This is a genomic window from Lactobacillus melliventris, from assembly GCF_013346935.1.
In the GTDB taxonomy this organism is placed as follows: Bacteria; Bacillota; Bacilli; order Lactobacillales; family Lactobacillaceae; genus Lactobacillus.
On sequence record NZ_JAAEEB010000003.1, the window covers coordinates 219036 to 232844 of the forward strand.

General features: G+C 34.6%; 15 protein-coding genes. 10 read left to right on the forward strand and 5 right to left on the reverse strand.

Going from position 1 to position 13809, the window contains the following annotated elements; translation table 11 throughout:
* Positions 1-115: 115 nt before the first annotated feature.
* The 8 genes from GYV61_RS04040 (at position 116) to GYV61_RS04075 (ending at position 7710) form a co-directional block, all read left to right on the forward strand.
* Positions 116-2158, forward strand: a complete 2043-nt coding sequence (locus tag GYV61_RS04040; protein WP_174794883.1) for a PTS sugar transporter subunit IIA — start codon at positions 116-118, stop codon at positions 2156-2158.
* A 2-nt stretch (positions 2159-2160) separates the two neighbouring features.
* Entirely contained in the window at positions 2161-2778 is a 618-nt protein-coding gene (locus GYV61_RS04045; RefSeq protein ID WP_174794884.1) for a bifunctional 4-hydroxy-2-oxoglutarate aldolase/2-dehydro-3-deoxy-phosphogluconate aldolase, read from the forward strand.
* A gap of 14 nt (positions 2779-2792) precedes the next feature.
* Positions 2793-3266, forward strand: a complete 474-nt coding sequence (locus tag GYV61_RS04050; protein ID WP_174794885.1) for a PTS sugar transporter subunit IIA — start codon at positions 2793-2795, stop codon at positions 3264-3266.
* Positions 3259-3552: a PTS sugar transporter subunit IIB gene (locus GYV61_RS04055; protein ID WP_174794886.1), complete on the forward strand. Its 294-nt coding sequence runs from the start codon at positions 3259-3261 to the stop codon at positions 3550-3552. Before GYV61_RS04050 ends, GYV61_RS04055 begins: the two co-directional genes overlap by 8 nt.
* 10 nt (positions 3553-3562) lie before the next feature.
* Positions 3563-4960: a PTS galactitol transporter subunit IIC gene (locus tag GYV61_RS04060; RefSeq protein ID WP_174794887.1), complete on the forward strand. Its 1398-nt coding sequence runs from the start codon at positions 3563-3565 to the stop codon at positions 4958-4960.
* 24 nt (positions 4961-4984) lie between these two features.
* A complete protein-coding gene (gene dgoD, locus GYV61_RS04065) occupies positions 4985-6130 on the forward strand; it encodes a galactonate dehydratase (protein ID WP_046324279.1) in 1146 nt (381 codons plus the stop codon).
* A gap of 5 nt (positions 6131-6135) precedes the next feature.
* Positions 6136-6594 (forward strand): hypothetical protein, encoded by a 459-nt coding sequence (locus GYV61_RS04070; protein ID WP_174794888.1) that lies wholly within the window; start codon positions 6136-6138, stop codon positions 6592-6594.
* Positions 6595-6690: 96 nt separating this feature from the next.
* Positions 6691-7710, forward strand: coding sequence for an alpha/beta hydrolase (locus GYV61_RS04075; RefSeq protein WP_238786745.1), 1020 nt, complete (start codon positions 6691-6693; stop codon positions 7708-7710).
* An 89-nt stretch (positions 7711-7799) separates the two neighbouring features.
* On the opposite strand, the gene GYV61_RS04080 is transcribed toward GYV61_RS04075, so the two are convergent.
* Genes GYV61_RS04080 through GYV61_RS04100 form a run of 5 tightly spaced genes read right to left on the reverse strand, consistent with a single transcriptional unit; the run spans position 7800 to position 11260 of the window.
* Positions 7800-8639: a PTS system mannose/fructose/sorbose family transporter subunit IID gene (locus GYV61_RS04080; protein ID WP_174794889.1), complete on the reverse strand. Its 840-nt coding sequence runs from the start codon at positions 8637-8639 to the stop codon at positions 7800-7802.
* Positions 8636-9454 carry a PTS mannose/fructose/sorbose/N-acetylgalactosamine transporter subunit IIC gene (locus GYV61_RS04085; protein WP_174794890.1) on the reverse strand — a complete coding sequence of 273 codons (819 nt, stop codon included), beginning with the start codon at positions 9452-9454 and terminating at the stop codon, positions 8636-8638. Before GYV61_RS04085 ends, GYV61_RS04080 begins: the two co-directional genes overlap by 4 nt.
* Positions 9455-9458: 4 nt before the next feature.
* Positions 9459-9956 (reverse strand): PTS sugar transporter subunit IIB, encoded by a 498-nt coding sequence (locus GYV61_RS04090; protein WP_174794891.1) that lies wholly within the window; start codon positions 9954-9956, stop codon positions 9459-9461.
* 17 nt (positions 9957-9973) lie between these two features.
* On the reverse strand, positions 9974-10393 hold the full coding sequence (locus tag GYV61_RS04095; protein ID WP_174794892.1) for a PTS sugar transporter subunit IIA: 420 nt from the start codon (positions 10391-10393) through the stop codon (positions 9974-9976).
* Between the two features lie 3 nt (positions 10394-10396).
* Positions 10397-11260 (reverse strand): class II fructose-bisphosphate aldolase, encoded by an 864-nt coding sequence (locus GYV61_RS04100; protein WP_174794893.1) that lies wholly within the window; start codon positions 11258-11260, stop codon positions 10397-10399.
* Positions 11261-11416: 156 nt separating this feature from the next.
* On the opposite strand from GYV61_RS04100, the gene GYV61_RS04105 reads away from it, so the two are divergent.
* Positions 11417-12163, forward strand: a complete 747-nt coding sequence (locus GYV61_RS04105) for a DeoR/GlpR family DNA-binding transcription regulator (protein ID WP_174794894.1) — start codon at positions 11417-11419, stop codon at positions 12161-12163.
* A gap of 257 nt (positions 12164-12420) precedes the next feature.
* Positions 12421-13779 carry a DHA2 family efflux MFS transporter permease subunit gene (locus GYV61_RS04110; protein ID WP_174794895.1) on the forward strand — a complete coding sequence of 453 codons (1359 nt, stop codon included), beginning with the start codon at positions 12421-12423 and terminating at the stop codon, positions 13777-13779.
* Positions 13780-13809: the final 30 nt, after the last annotated feature.

A 13809-nucleotide genomic window follows, 5' to 3' on the forward strand; every position in this document is an offset into this window, starting at 1 on the left:
TAGCAAAAATACTTTTGTCTAGGTAGGGACTGTAAGTATACATATCTTGTTATGAAAGCGAATTTGTTGGCCTAAAAATTACCCTAAAATAGAATCTGAAAGGGGGAGAATTGAAGTGAATGAGAGGATCCAAGAAATAATTTCCCTTTTATTAGAAAAACCAGATATTAAAGTAACGGAGATGATGGATAAATTAGCTTTAACAAGAAGACAAGTAAATTATACTATTGGTCTAATTAATGAGGATTTAAAGGCGCATGGGTTAAGTCCTATTAAAAGGCACAGCAATGGTACATTTACCTATACTGATAAATTGCAAGAATTACTCATTGCAGACAAAAATTTAAATAATAATTTTCCCAATAAAAATCGAGCGGAAATGATACTGCTTTATCTAATTTGTAACGTTGACTATGTTTCGTTAGATGATCTGACCGCAATTGTTCATTATAGCAAAACGACAATTCTCCAGGATCTTAAGATTGCAGAGCAGACAGTGAATAAATGTCACCTCAATTTAAAATACAATCGCTCTAGAGGATACTTTTTGCAAGGTTCTGAAGAACAGATTTTAAGGTTGGCTACCAACATAATTTTGCAAAGTTCTGATAATTTAGCGGGAAATTTACTGGAAAAATTTGCTATTAATAAAGATATTGTAAAAATATCGTTAAATTTGATTACAAAATTTGAAGCTAAATTTCAAGTCTCATTTTCTGATAAATATTTCAATAATTTAAAACTTTTAGTACAAATTATTGTGTCTAGAGGATTAGTTTGCAAAAGTGATCTTCAAGTTGACGGGTTTATTGCAAAAACAAAAGAATATCAATATTTGAGGAAACTAACCGAGTTAAGCAATATTGGCGACTTTTACATAAAATGGATTGCCTTAGAAATTTTATCTTCTAACGTTTTCGATAAAAATAATTCAGAATATAGTCCAGATGAAATTGAACTATTTGGCTTTGTCCATCAGATTGTGGAAGGCTTTAAGTCAAGAACACTGGTTAATATCCAGGATCAATCACGATTTGAAAAAAGACTGTTAAATCATTTGAGACCGGCATGTTTTCGGGTTAAGTATCGCTTGCCAAGTATTGAGACATTGAACCTTGATAATGACAAGGATGAGCAGCTTCTTGTAGATATTATAAAGGATTTAATTAAGCCCCTGGAGCAATGGATCGGAACTAAGTTTTCCGAAGACGAAGTTAAGCTGTTAACTTACTACTTTGGTTATTTGCTTTTCGATAATGCCAACTCTCAAAAAATCAGTAACGCCAAGTATAGTGCCGTTGTGGTTTGCTCCAATGGAATAATAATGTCTAATATTTTGATCAAGATCTTAAAAAATATTTTTCCGGAAATAAGTTTTCTGGGCACTATGTCTTCAAGGGAATTTTTCGAGTCAGATCATGACTTTAATGTTGTTTTTTCAAATATGCCCTTAAAAACTAAATTACGCAATTATATTGTAAAGCCCAACATGACTTCCACTGAAAAAACTACTTTACGCTATCGGGTATTGAAGGATTTGGGATTAGAAAAGGTTGATTATCAATTAAATGCACTTTTAAATTTAATAGCAAAATATGTCAAAGTTGATAATGAAGCAAAATTACGTAATGAAATTATAAGTATTTTACTGTCAGATTATGAAAAAAATGATAGGAAAGGAGAAGATGCTGGTGAGCTACCGAATTTATTAAATTACATCAAAGAGAAATATATTAAGGTAATTAGTTCTAAAAAAACAGACTGGAAAGATGCTCTGTATCAAGCACTGGAACCTTTAATTGAAGACAATAAGGTAGAAGACCAATACTATTTCGAACTGGTTGATCAAATATCTAATCGATATAACTATAGTTTTTTAGGTCAAGATATGGCTATACCGCATGCGGTTCCTGAAAAAGGAATAAAGGATGATGGCATTTCTCTATTAATTTCGCATTATCCTATTAAATTACCGTATGGTAAGAAAGTTAGAATAATTGCTCCCATTGCTTTTTTTCATATGGACAGGTATCTAAATGCAATTAATCAGCTAGCAGATTTGTCTACAAATGATAGAGAAATTAATAAATTACTGAATACTAATACTTCTGAACAGGCGTTTACAATCCTTAAAGAATATGTAGAAAGAGGCGATTGAATGTGAAAGTAGAAAACTATCCTAAATATACTATTATTATGCGCAATTATTCTTCCATGCAGTCTGATGCAGTACTTCAAGCTCTAGAAGGTCTGGAAGATAAGTTTGCTGTTGAAGTAACGATGAATACTCATCAAGCCGTTGAAGAAATAAAAGAATTGAATTCAAAGTTTGGTAAAAAAATTTTAATTGGCGCTGGTACTGTCCTGACTTTTTCAGAGGAAATTGCTGCAATAGATGCAGGTGCAAAATTTATTTTAAGTGCCTGCCAATTTACTAAAGCAATGATTGAATATGCTAAAAAGCGCGAAGTAGTAACTATTCCAGGTGTTATGACGCCTACTGAAGTTTTTAGAATGGATAGTTATGGTGCTGATATCATTAAAGTTTTTCCAGCAGTTGATATAGGACCAAGATTTTTCAAGGATATACAAGCTCCTCTGGGGAAATTACGCTTAATGGCGGTAGGTGGAATTTCAGAAAAGAATATCCACGAATTTTTTGAAAATGAAGCTCAATATGTGGGTATTGGTTCTAACGCATTTAATAAAGAAGATTTAAAAAGTTTAAATATTGCCAATTTACATCAATCATTAGTAAATCTGGTAAAAAAATCATAAGTTGGAGAAGCGGATTGGAAAATATTATTTTAAATGAAGATTTAATTTATAGAAATATTGATTTTAAGACTAGTAGAGAAATTGAAACTTTTTTGGCCGATCAATTATATGAAAATGGGTATGTCAAAGAAGGTTATAAGAAGGCTTTACTAGAAAGAGAACAAAAATTTCCAACAGGATTACCTTCTTCACAACCAGCTATTGCAATTCCGCATGCGAATGCTGACTTGGTTAATAAAACTACTTTAGCAATTGCAACACTGAAAGAGCCAGTGGAATTTAAAAATATGGGAAATACAAAGGAAGATATTCCTGTAAGAATAGTAATCATGTTGGTTATCGCGGAACCGCACAGCCAGGTAAAAATGTTGCAGAAGGTTGCGGATATTGTACAAAACGAAGAATTAAGAAAAGAGTTTTTGCAGGCTGAAACAAAGCAAAAATTATTAAAGCTTATTCAGTCAGCTATAGGAGATAAAAATGACTAAACATATATTGGTTGCATGTGGAAATGGCATTGCAACATCAACAGTAGTTGCCAGCAAAATAAAAAAATATTTATCTGAAAATGGTATTGATGTTCAAACAACGCAAACCAGGTTAACAGAGGTATCAAGTAAGGTTGCAAACTATGACCTTTTGGTAACAACTGGTCAATTCAGTGGGGATACGCATGGCACCCCCTACATTCTAGGATTGTCCCTATTAACAGGAGTTGGCGCTGATAAAACTTTGAGTGAAATAAAAGATGCTTTAACAAAGCAAGAATCCTAGGAGGAAAATTATGTGGTCACAAATCGCCAATGGATTTATGGCGGGTTTCCAATTTATCATTAATTGCGGCCCAACCGTTATGCTTCCGATAATTATTACAATAGTAGGGTTAATATTTGGTTTGAAAATATCGGCAGCTTTTAAGTCAGGCCTTACGTTGGGAATAGGCTTTGCCGGCATCAAGCTGGTGCTAGACTTTATGACGACTAATATCGGCCCTGCAGCAAAAGCAATGGTGGAAAGGACGCATGTTCACCTGAATGCTTTAGATGTTGGCTGGGGATCAATTGCTGCTGTTACTTGGGCATCACCTATTATTGCAATTTTAATTTTTGTAATTTTATTCATTAATATTATTTTATTGATTTTAAAAGCTACACATACTCTAGACGTTGATATATGGAATTACCATCATATGGCTATAGTAGGTATTATGGTTTACTTTGTTACCAAAAGCGTTTTATTGGCTGTTGGTAGTGTTGCCGTCATGGCAATTGTCACTTTTAAAATGTCTGACTGGTCACAACCGATGGTCCAAAAATTTTTCAATATTCCAGGTGTTTCATTACCAACTGTGTCGGCTCTATCATCACTTGTAATTGCCGTACCTTTAAACTGGCTTCTGGATAAGATTCCATTTTTTAGAAAATCAAAGTTTAGTATTAAAGATGCGCAAAAATATCTAGGATTTTTTGGTGATTCCATGATTATGGGTCTACTAATTGGTCTGGCTATCGGCATTTTTGCTGGATACGGTTTACAGCAGATTTTGCAATTAGGTGTTAGCATGTCTGCCGTATTGGTGCTTATCCCTAAGATGACCTCAATGTTCATGGAAGGGTTAATGCCTATTTCTGAATCAGCTCAAAAATGGTCACAAAAGAAATTTAAGGGTAGGAAACTCTTTATTGGGTTGGATGCAGCTGTTATTGTCGGTAATCCAGATGTAATTACAACTGCTTTAATTATTATTCCATTAACTATTGCTATGGCTGTTGTTTTGCCAGGTAACCGTGTTTTACCATTTGCTGATTTGGCGGTTGTTCCATTTAGGGTAGCCATGGTTGTGGCACTAACTAATGGTAATCTGCTTAAAAATATAGTTATTGGATTGGCTGTCACTGCTTCACTACTATGGTGTGGTTCAGCAACTTCACCGGTTTTAACGGCTATTGCTAAATCAGTGGGGATCAAATTATCTACTGGTGGCAGTCTGTTAATTTCATCTTTTGCTGCCACTTCAATGATTCAAAGCTTTATAGTTTATTTTTGCTTTACTTGGCATCCTGAGTTTTGCGTTCCCATTTTATTAATTGTGATTGCACTGACCTGGTACTACTTTGATAAAGTTAAACACATCAACAAAGAAGCCGAAGCAGCAGAAAATGCTATGAAGACAAAAGATTAACTTTAGATATGAGGATAAATAATTATGAAGATTTCTGATTTTGTTGTTTATAAAGTAAAGCCCAGATGGATTTTTATTAAGATTAATACTGATGAGGGTATTTCCGGCTGGGGAGAACTAGTTTCTGGCACTAAAACTGAAACTGTTGTGGCTGGCGTAAAAGAAATGTGCAGCAAGTTAATTGGCAAAAATCCTTTTGAAATTGAAAGAATATGGCAACGACTTCATCGCTCATTCTTTCGCGGTGGTCCAATTAATGGCACTGCAATTTCAGGTATAGAAATGGCTTTGTGGGATATTAAAGGCAAGGCTTTAAATTTGCCTGTTTACGAACTTTTGGGCGGAGCCGTGAGGGATAAAATTAAAGTCTATTCTTGGATTGGCGGAGATCGTCCATCTGATGTGGTAGCAATGGCTCAGAAGCGCTGGGATAAAGGCTTCAGAGCGGTGAAAATGAATGCCACGTCTGAAATGCATTACATTGATTCACTGGAAAAGGTAGACGCTGCTGTTGAAAGGGTTGCTTCTATTCGAGAAAAGTTTGGCAATGCCATGTCTATTGGAATTGACTTTCATGGTCGCGTGCACAAACCAATGGCAAAAGTTTTAGCTAAAGCTTTAGAAGAATATCATCCAATGTTTATTGAAGAGCCAGTTTTGCCCGAAAACGAAGAGTATTTTGCTCAAATTGCAAATGAAGTCTCGACTCCAATTGCAACAGGAGAAAGGCTATATACTAGATGGGGATTTAAAAATATTTTCAAACAAGGTGCAGTTGATATAGTTCAGCCAGATATTTCACTTTGTGGTGGTTTACTGGAAGAGCGTAAAATAGCTGCAATGGCAGAAGCATGTGATATGGCCGTTGCGCCTCATGCTCCGTATGGTCCTGTAGCGTTAGCTGCCACTTTCCAAGTTGACGCTTGCACGCCAAACGTGTTTATTCAGGAGCAGAGTTTAGGAATTCACTATAATCAAGGATTTGACTTGCTTGATTTCGTAAAGAATAAAGAAATTTTTCAGTATAAAGACAGTTTCGTTGATATTCCTAAAGGACCAGGTCTTGGAATTGAAATGGATGAAGATAAGATCAAAGAAGTAGCTCAAGAAGGACTAGTGTGGAATAATCCATCTTGGGTTAATTATGATGGTACTATTGCTGAATGGTAAGATAAATGGACGAAACAGTGATAATACTAGGATTCGTTCTGATTATAATTGTTAACGGTCTTAAAAATGCAAAAAAAATTATTGTTAAAGCCCGTACTAATTATGTAAGAATGACAATGGCAGTGATTGTTTCAGTCATGATAGTTATCTTGTTTTGGTCACAGGCAAAATATGCCAAGTTAGAACTGATTTCAATAATCTTGCTAATATTATTTTGTGGCTTTGCTCCGGAAGGCTTAGGTAATAATCAGGTTTTTATGATTGGCAGCCTGAACAGTAATTTAGCTAAATATCAAAAAATAGAACTTGAGCCTGAAGATAAGAATGATAATTTTACTAGAATTCACTTTTATATCAGAAAAAATAATTCAACCTGCTTGGTTGTTAAAGGCAGTGTTGAAACCACCAAGAAATATTTCCTCACAAAAACAAATTGCTCAGATAAAGTTCAAGTTAAAAGCTAATCATCACAATTATTTATATGAAGTATTCCTATTAAATGTTAGTATATTATTAAAGTAGAGAAATGCAAATTGGTTTAAAATCTTGGAGGGATAATAATGATTATCAGAAACACGGCTTACGGAGAAGAATGGGGCTTACTGGACCCAAAAGTTTTAGAAAGAACTAAAAATAAACCAGCTCTTTCTGACAAAAAAGCCATGGCTTCTATTGATTTAAGCACTATCAACTTCCAAAATGTAAGAGATGGCATGGGTTCACCCAATAAAGATTTGACCAACTCACAAATTAGTGAAAAAAGCATTTTGATTCAATGTCAAAACAGGTATGTACCTGCTATAGTTTGCAGACCTGCCGGTGAGCAGCCAACACTTAATGCCTGCTTATATCTGCATGGTGGCGGATTTATTGGAGGCAATAGTTCCACATTACTAAATCAGTGTCGGTTAATTGCGGAGCAAGCCAACTGTACTGTTATTTCTCTTGATTATCGTTTGGCTCCTGAAACTCCCTTTCCAGGTGCATTGCATGATTCTCGTGAAGCAGTGGAGTGGATTGTTAGCCATCGAGAATATTTAGGTTTTGACAGTTCACAAATCTTTGTTGCTGGTGACAGTGCTGGAGGCAACTTAGCCGTTGGATGTGGGCTGCTTGATGAAAATCATTACATAAAGCATGTAATTTCAATTTATGGTGCGCTTGACTTACAGAAAATTTCTCAAACACTTTACCATTGGGATTATTCGTTATACGAAATGAATAAAAAACATAAAAATTTTATTCATACCAGATTAAACAAAATAATGTATATTACCAACTTAATGAGGCCTCTTTATATTGAGAGTGAGTTAGTTACAGACCCACTAATTAGTCCAGTATATGCACAAGATTTTAAGAATCTGCCAAATATCACTTTAATAGAAGCAGAGTTTGACTACTTTTTACCAAGTAATAAATATTTTGCCAGATTATTACAAAAGTATGGCAAAGAATATCAAGAAATTTTGTATAAGGGGCTTGATCATGGCTTTTTTGACCGTTTAGGTTATTTAGAGCAAACTAAAGAAGCCTGTTTGGACATTGCTCGGATTATTAAAGATAAAGGCGCAAAAATATAAAATATAATTTAACGTGACAAGATTAAAAATGGCAAGATTTTCAATTTAGAAAGTCTTGCCATTATTTAATTTAAATTTAGTTATATTGTTTAGGCTATGCCTAATGCACTTAATAAGATGCAGAAAACAATTAGGCCCAAGATAACAACCGTGAAATTAATGTGTTTCTTTGCTATTAACCAGTAGCAGCCTAGAGTTATTAGCAATGGCACTAACCCCTTAAGAAGAGAATCCAAAATATTTTGGACGTTGATCACTTGACCGCCACCAACATGAAATACTAATTTTGTCTTGAATTGGACAAGGCTGCTTGTCATCCCTCCAAGCATTATTAGTCCTAGCGTTCTAGCGGCTTTTGTAAAAATTGTCAACAAACCAGATGAATACATTTCAGTGATATATTCAGAGCCTACTGAGAATCCTAGTTTGGTCATTTCCCAGCGACACCACTGTGCAGGGATATTGTAGATCAATAAAAAGACGAAAGGAGCTAAAATGTTGCCTTGCATTCCAAACGTCATTGCGACTCCAGCGGCAATAACCCTTAAAATACCCCAAAATAAAGTGTCTCCAATACCGGACATTGGTCCCATTAAACTAGCCTTGACGGCACTGATTGAAGAAACATCATAATCTTTATGCTGGGAGGCTTGTTTTTCCATTGAGGCAACTAAACCCTGGCAAAAAGTTCCCACATATTGAGTGATATTATAAAAAACAATATGTCTTTTTAGTGCCTGCCGTTTTTCTTCAGAGCCATTTTTATAGTAATGATCAATAAATGGTAATAGTGAATACTCAAATCCTGAGCCATACTCGTTGGCATATTGTAAAGGTGCACCGATTGTTAAAGACCTAAGATAAAGTTTACGGAGTAATTTTTTATCAGTAGGTGAAATTTTATTATTAGTTGCAGATTCTTGTGTCATGATAGAAAGTCCTCTTCTTCTTGCTGACTGGCTGATTTATTACTGTTTATGGCAGTTTTGCTGTGCTTAAGATCAAAAATATCTTTATCATAAAATGCAAAGACTACTGCAAATACCAAGCCAATGATTCCGACAACCAGCAGTGGCAGTTTTACATATTCAACTAAAATAAAGCCTAGAAAATACCAAACTGCAAGTTTCTTTTCCCAAACCATGCTGAGAAGCATTGCGAAACCGGCAGCTGGAAGCAAACCACCTGTCAGACCTAAGCCGTTTTCCACGAAAGAAGGCAAGGATTTAATAAATGCTGCAACAGGTTTAACACCAATTACAACGGTAATAAATACAGCTACAAAGAAAACTAATGATCTGGCAAACCAAACACCATAATGAAGCCAGACTAATTTCTTTTCGTTAGCTTTGTCTGCTGCGTCAGTCCAGGAATCTTGAAACAGTGAAAACAAAACATAGGTTCCAACTTCAAGCAAGCCACCTAATAGTCCCATTGGAATTGCTAAAGCTACAGCAGCTTTTGTGTCACCGCCACCGATTATGGCATAAGCAACAGCCAGTACAGTTGCTACTGAAGGGTTTAAGGATACAGCACCGCCTACATTTACAGCACCTATAAATGTTGCTTCCAGCATGGCGCCTAAAATAATTCCGGTTTGTAAATCTCCTAAGAGCAAGCCGACTAATGGTCCCACAACAATAGGCTGGTCTGCCATATTTTGTCCTAATAGCCAGTCACCACCGTAGCAAATAAATTCGGCTAAGCCACATAAAAATGCGGCTAAAATTATATTATTCGACATCTCATTACTCCTTTAATAAATTAGAGAACTTTTCTGCCTTATCTGTAGGTATAACTTGGTGTACGACGTTGGCTCCAGAATTTAACAGCTTTTTAGCTGCGTCTTTATCAGCTGTGGTTAATAAAATCGAACCATTTATTTCTGTTTTGAGATTTTTGTCGACACCATCAAAGCGGCCAACATTTGCAATATTAATTCTTTCAATTTGTTGACCATTTAGTCCCGAATAGATTCTTTCCGCGTCTTTTACCTGGTTGACAACAACAAACATTGGAATACTTTGAGCTTTAGGATTTTGAAAAAGCTTTATTGCTCCATCTACGTCTCTTACTAGAACTTTAGCTGTACCTTGAACAGACATTTTTAATGCACTTTGCTGCATTTCATTTTTACTTGCTGCATCGTTAGCTACAACTATGTGGGAAGTTCCTAAGTGTCCGGGCCAGGTTAATGCTACTTGGCCATGAATTAAGCGATCATCAACTCTCAATTCTTTAATCATAATTCAATACTTCCTTATCAACTTAAAAAGTCACTATCAGTTTCATTACTGTTCGATTTGATTGGTTCAATAATTTGTAATTGTTTTCTGGCTTCTTCAACCAGATTCTTACATTTTTCCTTAGTTAAAGGTTGCGTTTCTAGTACTAGTGATAAAACTAAAGGAAGATTAACTCCCGTAATCAAGATAAAGTGATATTTTGCCAGCATTAAAGTCATTTTTTGATTAACGCTTCCGCCATAAATATCAGTTAACACAATCAGCTCCTTGTCTTTATCTTGGCTTGAGATAATTTCTTCTGCTTCCTTAGTCCAATCGCTTTCATCAACGTATGCATTAATAAATTTAACGTTAGTAGTTAAGCCGCTAAGAAATTTGGTACTATTATAAAAGCCTTCAGCCAGAGTACTATGAGTAATAATTAGGAAATTATTCATTATTTATGCCTTGTTGGCTGAGCCAAAAACTTCAATTTTATTTTTGATGTCATCTTTTACCAACTCCATAATTTTTAGATCAGCATCATATAAGAAAACCTGCTGCTCTTTTTTACTATCAAGGTATTCTCTTAAACCGTTAGTGACATTAAATGACATAACTGAATAATAGTTAATTTTGCTTATGCCATTTTTAATTGAGTTGTGGTATTCTTCATCCGTTAATCCGGAACCCCCGTGAACAACTAATGGGACAGGAACTGCTTCAGCAATTTCATGCAGTCTATTAAAGTTTAATACAGGTTTTTCTCTGTATATTCCATGAACTGTACCATATGAAATTGCCATTGCATCAATTCCGGTCTCTTCATAAAATTGTTTAGCTTCACTTACAGTAGTGTAGTTGTCAGTTAAGTTATTGTAGTCAGGCTTACCGTTACCAGCATCTCTGGTCATCACGCCAACTTCACCTTCTACACTTGCTCCTAATGCGTGAGCAAAATCAACAATTTCTTTTGTCTTACTAATGTTTTCTACAAGAGGCTTTTGGGAAAAGTCGAGCATCACAGAACTGAATCCCATTCTCAGTGCCTTAATGCAAGTGTCCATGTCTGTACCATGGTCAAGGTGAACTACGACTGGAACGTTGGCATTTTCTGCTAAATCCAATGCCAATTTACCACCTTCTCTTAGTGGCAAATAAGGAAAATGTGATTCAGCTATTTGCAACACAACAGGAGCCTTTTCTTCTTCGGCGGCTGCAATTATTCCGCGCGCAGTGTTCATATCTGCGTAATTAAAAGCGCCTATTGCATACCCCTCTTTTTTGGCTTTTGGTAAAATATCATTTAAAGTTACTAATGTCATTTTTTTAACCTCCATTTTGTATTCGCTTACAAAACTAATATTAAAGTATTTGTTTGCTTTTTCAATAGATGGTAGCTTTATTGGAAAAACGGCAAAATTTGGTGATTATTTTCCAAGTTTTGACACTTTTTAATCATTTTGTTATGGAGGTTAAAGATGAAAGATAGACAGAAATTATTATTAACTACTTTAAAAGACAGAAATTTTTTAACAATTAATGACCTGGCAAAAGTAATGCATTATAGTGCCAGTACTATTAGACGAGACTTGAAAGAACTCGAAAATAATGGCCTTGTGCAACGAATTCATGGTGGAGCGCTGGTTTTAAAACCGAATGAGATTGAAACTCCAACAACAATCAAGCAACATCTTAATTTAAACGAGAAAAAATATATCGCTGCATTAGCTTCTGGCTATGTTGAAAATAGACAAAGCATCTTTTTAGACAGTAGCAGTACAGCCAACGTATTAGCCAAAAGTCTTGATGCTTTTAACGACTTAAACATTGCAACTACTAATTTAGAAACGGCAATCTATTTAAATTTGCATACGCAAAATAAGATTAATGTAATTGGGGGAAGTATGATTGATACATATTCTAGTAGTATGGTTACTGCCAGAAATTTACGTAATTATGTTTTTGACATTTCTTTTATGTCATGTAGAGGATTTAGTCTGGAGTACGGTGTTACTGATAAGGTTGAATCCGAGTCTAGCCTAAAGCATACTTTAATTGAATGCAGCAAAAAGTTAGTTTTATTGATTGATAGTAATAAAATGGGTCTGATTTTTCCTTATAAAGATTGTGAATTAAGTCAGATTTCTGCAGTTGTAACAGATAAAAAGCCCGCTAAAAAGTACAGTAAGTTATTTGAAAAGAATAATGTTGAAGTAGTTTACTAATCTAAAATATCAATTTGTAATACTTGATTCAGAAGATATTAGCAAAAAGGCCTGCTGGTGATTTTTAATCATTAGCAGGCTGTTTTATTTTTTCAATGGACTGTCAAATTTTTCTTAAATGGATAATAGGATACCCATTTCAATTTTTAATTGATTTACTGTTTATACTTTCCCAACATTTCAATATAAATTGTTGGTTGTTTATCTTTTCTACATCAATATAATTAAAACAACTTAAATTGAAAGAAGAGAAATTCATGAGTGGAAAAAAAGCTAATTTGATTTTTGGAACTCTTTTGACTGGAACAATTGTCACATCGTTTCTTCAAACTTCATTAACAACGGCCTTACCACAAATTATGCATGAGTTATCATTGACCGCACTAACTGCCCAGTGGTTAACCAGTGCTTTTAGTTTAGCTATGGCAGTTATGATTCCAATATCAGCATATTTGATTAAACGCTTTACTACTAGGCAAATATTTTTATCGTCAATGCTATTATTTACATTCGGCACATTGCTTTGTTGTGGGGGAAGCAATTTTCCAATTATACTAATAGGTCGTATATTTCAAGCCTTTGGTAGCGGCATTATTTTACCATTAACTCAAGTAGTAATTATGATTCTTTATCCGGTTAACAAACAGGGAATGGTCATGGGGATATTGGGATTGGCATCAGGAGCAGCACCTGTGATAGCACCAACTTTAACAGGCTTCCTTATTGAAATATGGGGTTGGCGTAGTGTTTTCTTTATTTCAGCAGCTATATCACTTTTTATTATAATTTTAGCAATCTTTAGCGTTGAAAATGTTTCACCAGTTGCAAAAAATCATCTAGATTACTTTTCTCTATTATTAAGTACTGGTGGCTTGAGCAGTATGTTGATAGGACTAAGCAATATTACTACTAGATTATTTACAAGCTTAATCTTGCTGGTTATTGGAACAGTATTAATAATTATTTTTTGTAAAAGACAGTTACAAGATGATGAACCATTACTAAATCTAAGAATTTTTAAGAATTCAAATTTTCGTTTGGCTGTATTAATCAGTATGCTTCTTTATGCAATAATGATGGGTAGTTCAACTATTTACCCTATTTTAATTCAAACTGTAATGAAAAAATCAGCCCTTATTTCGGCATTTATAATGTTGCCCGGATCGTTAGCTATGGCTATAATTAATCCTTTTACAGGGATGTTTTATGACAGATTTGGAATAACTAAATTGGCAATTTCAGGAAGCTTGTTATTAGTAATTAGTTGCTTGGGAGTAACATTTATCAATTCTCCAAAAGAAATAATTTTGTTAGGAGTTTTTTATTTTCTCCGTTTATTAGGGGTTGGCTGCTTGATGATGCCAATCGTAACTTGGGGAATGCAAAGTTTGCCTAAAAATGAAGCAGCAAATGGTACAGCTCTTCTAACTTGTTTAAGAACATTAAGCGGTGCTATAGGAACTTCTTTATTTATGGAAGCCATGACTAGCGCAACCCACTTTATTGATACCAAAGTGACGGCAAATTATATAGGAATTCAATTCACATTCGGTATGATGTCATTTTTGGCTTTAGTTCAATTATTTATTAGCATATATAAATTCAAAAAGCTTTAACAAAAAGATTTTTATATGTCATAATCATTT

Coding starts and splice junctions, on each gene's coding strand:
- GYV61_RS04055 (WP_174794886.1), top strand. CDS start 3,259: ATGACTAAACATATATTGGTTGCATGTGGAAATGGCATTGCAACATCA.
- GYV61_RS04060 (WP_174794887.1), top strand. CDS start 3,563: ATGTGGTCACAAATCGCCAATGGATTTATGGCGGGTTTCCAATTTATC.
- dgoD (WP_046324279.1), top strand. CDS start 4,985: ATGAAGATTTCTGATTTTGTTGTTTATAAAGTAAAGCCCAGATGGATT.
- GYV61_RS04070 (WP_174794888.1), top strand. CDS start 6,136: ATGGACGAAACAGTGATAATACTAGGATTCGTTCTGATTATAATTGTT.
- GYV61_RS04075 (WP_238786745.1), top strand. CDS start 6,691: ATGATTATCAGAAACACGGCTTACGGAGAAGAATGGGGCTTACTGGAC.
- GYV61_RS04080 (WP_174794889.1), bottom strand. CDS start 8,639: ATGACACAAGAATCTGCAACTAATAATAAAATTTCACCTACTGATAAA.
- GYV61_RS04085 (WP_174794890.1), bottom strand. CDS start 9,454: ATGTCGAATAATATAATTTTAGCCGCATTTTTATGTGGCTTAGCCGAA.
- GYV61_RS04090 (WP_174794891.1), bottom strand. CDS start 9,956: ATGATTAAAGAATTGAGAGTTGATGATCGCTTAATTCATGGCCAAGTA.
- GYV61_RS04095 (WP_174794892.1), bottom strand. CDS start 10,393: ATGAATAATTTCCTAATTATTACTCATAGTACTCTGGCTGAAGGCTTT.
- GYV61_RS04100 (WP_174794893.1), bottom strand. CDS start 11,260: ATGACATTAGTAACTTTAAATGATATTTTACCAAAAGCCAAAAAAGAG.
- GYV61_RS04105 (WP_174794894.1), top strand. CDS start 11,417: ATGAAAGATAGACAGAAATTATTATTAACTACTTTAAAAGACAGAAAT.
- GYV61_RS04110 (WP_174794895.1), top strand. CDS start 12,421: ATGAGTGGAAAAAAAGCTAATTTGATTTTTGGAACTCTTTTGACTGGA.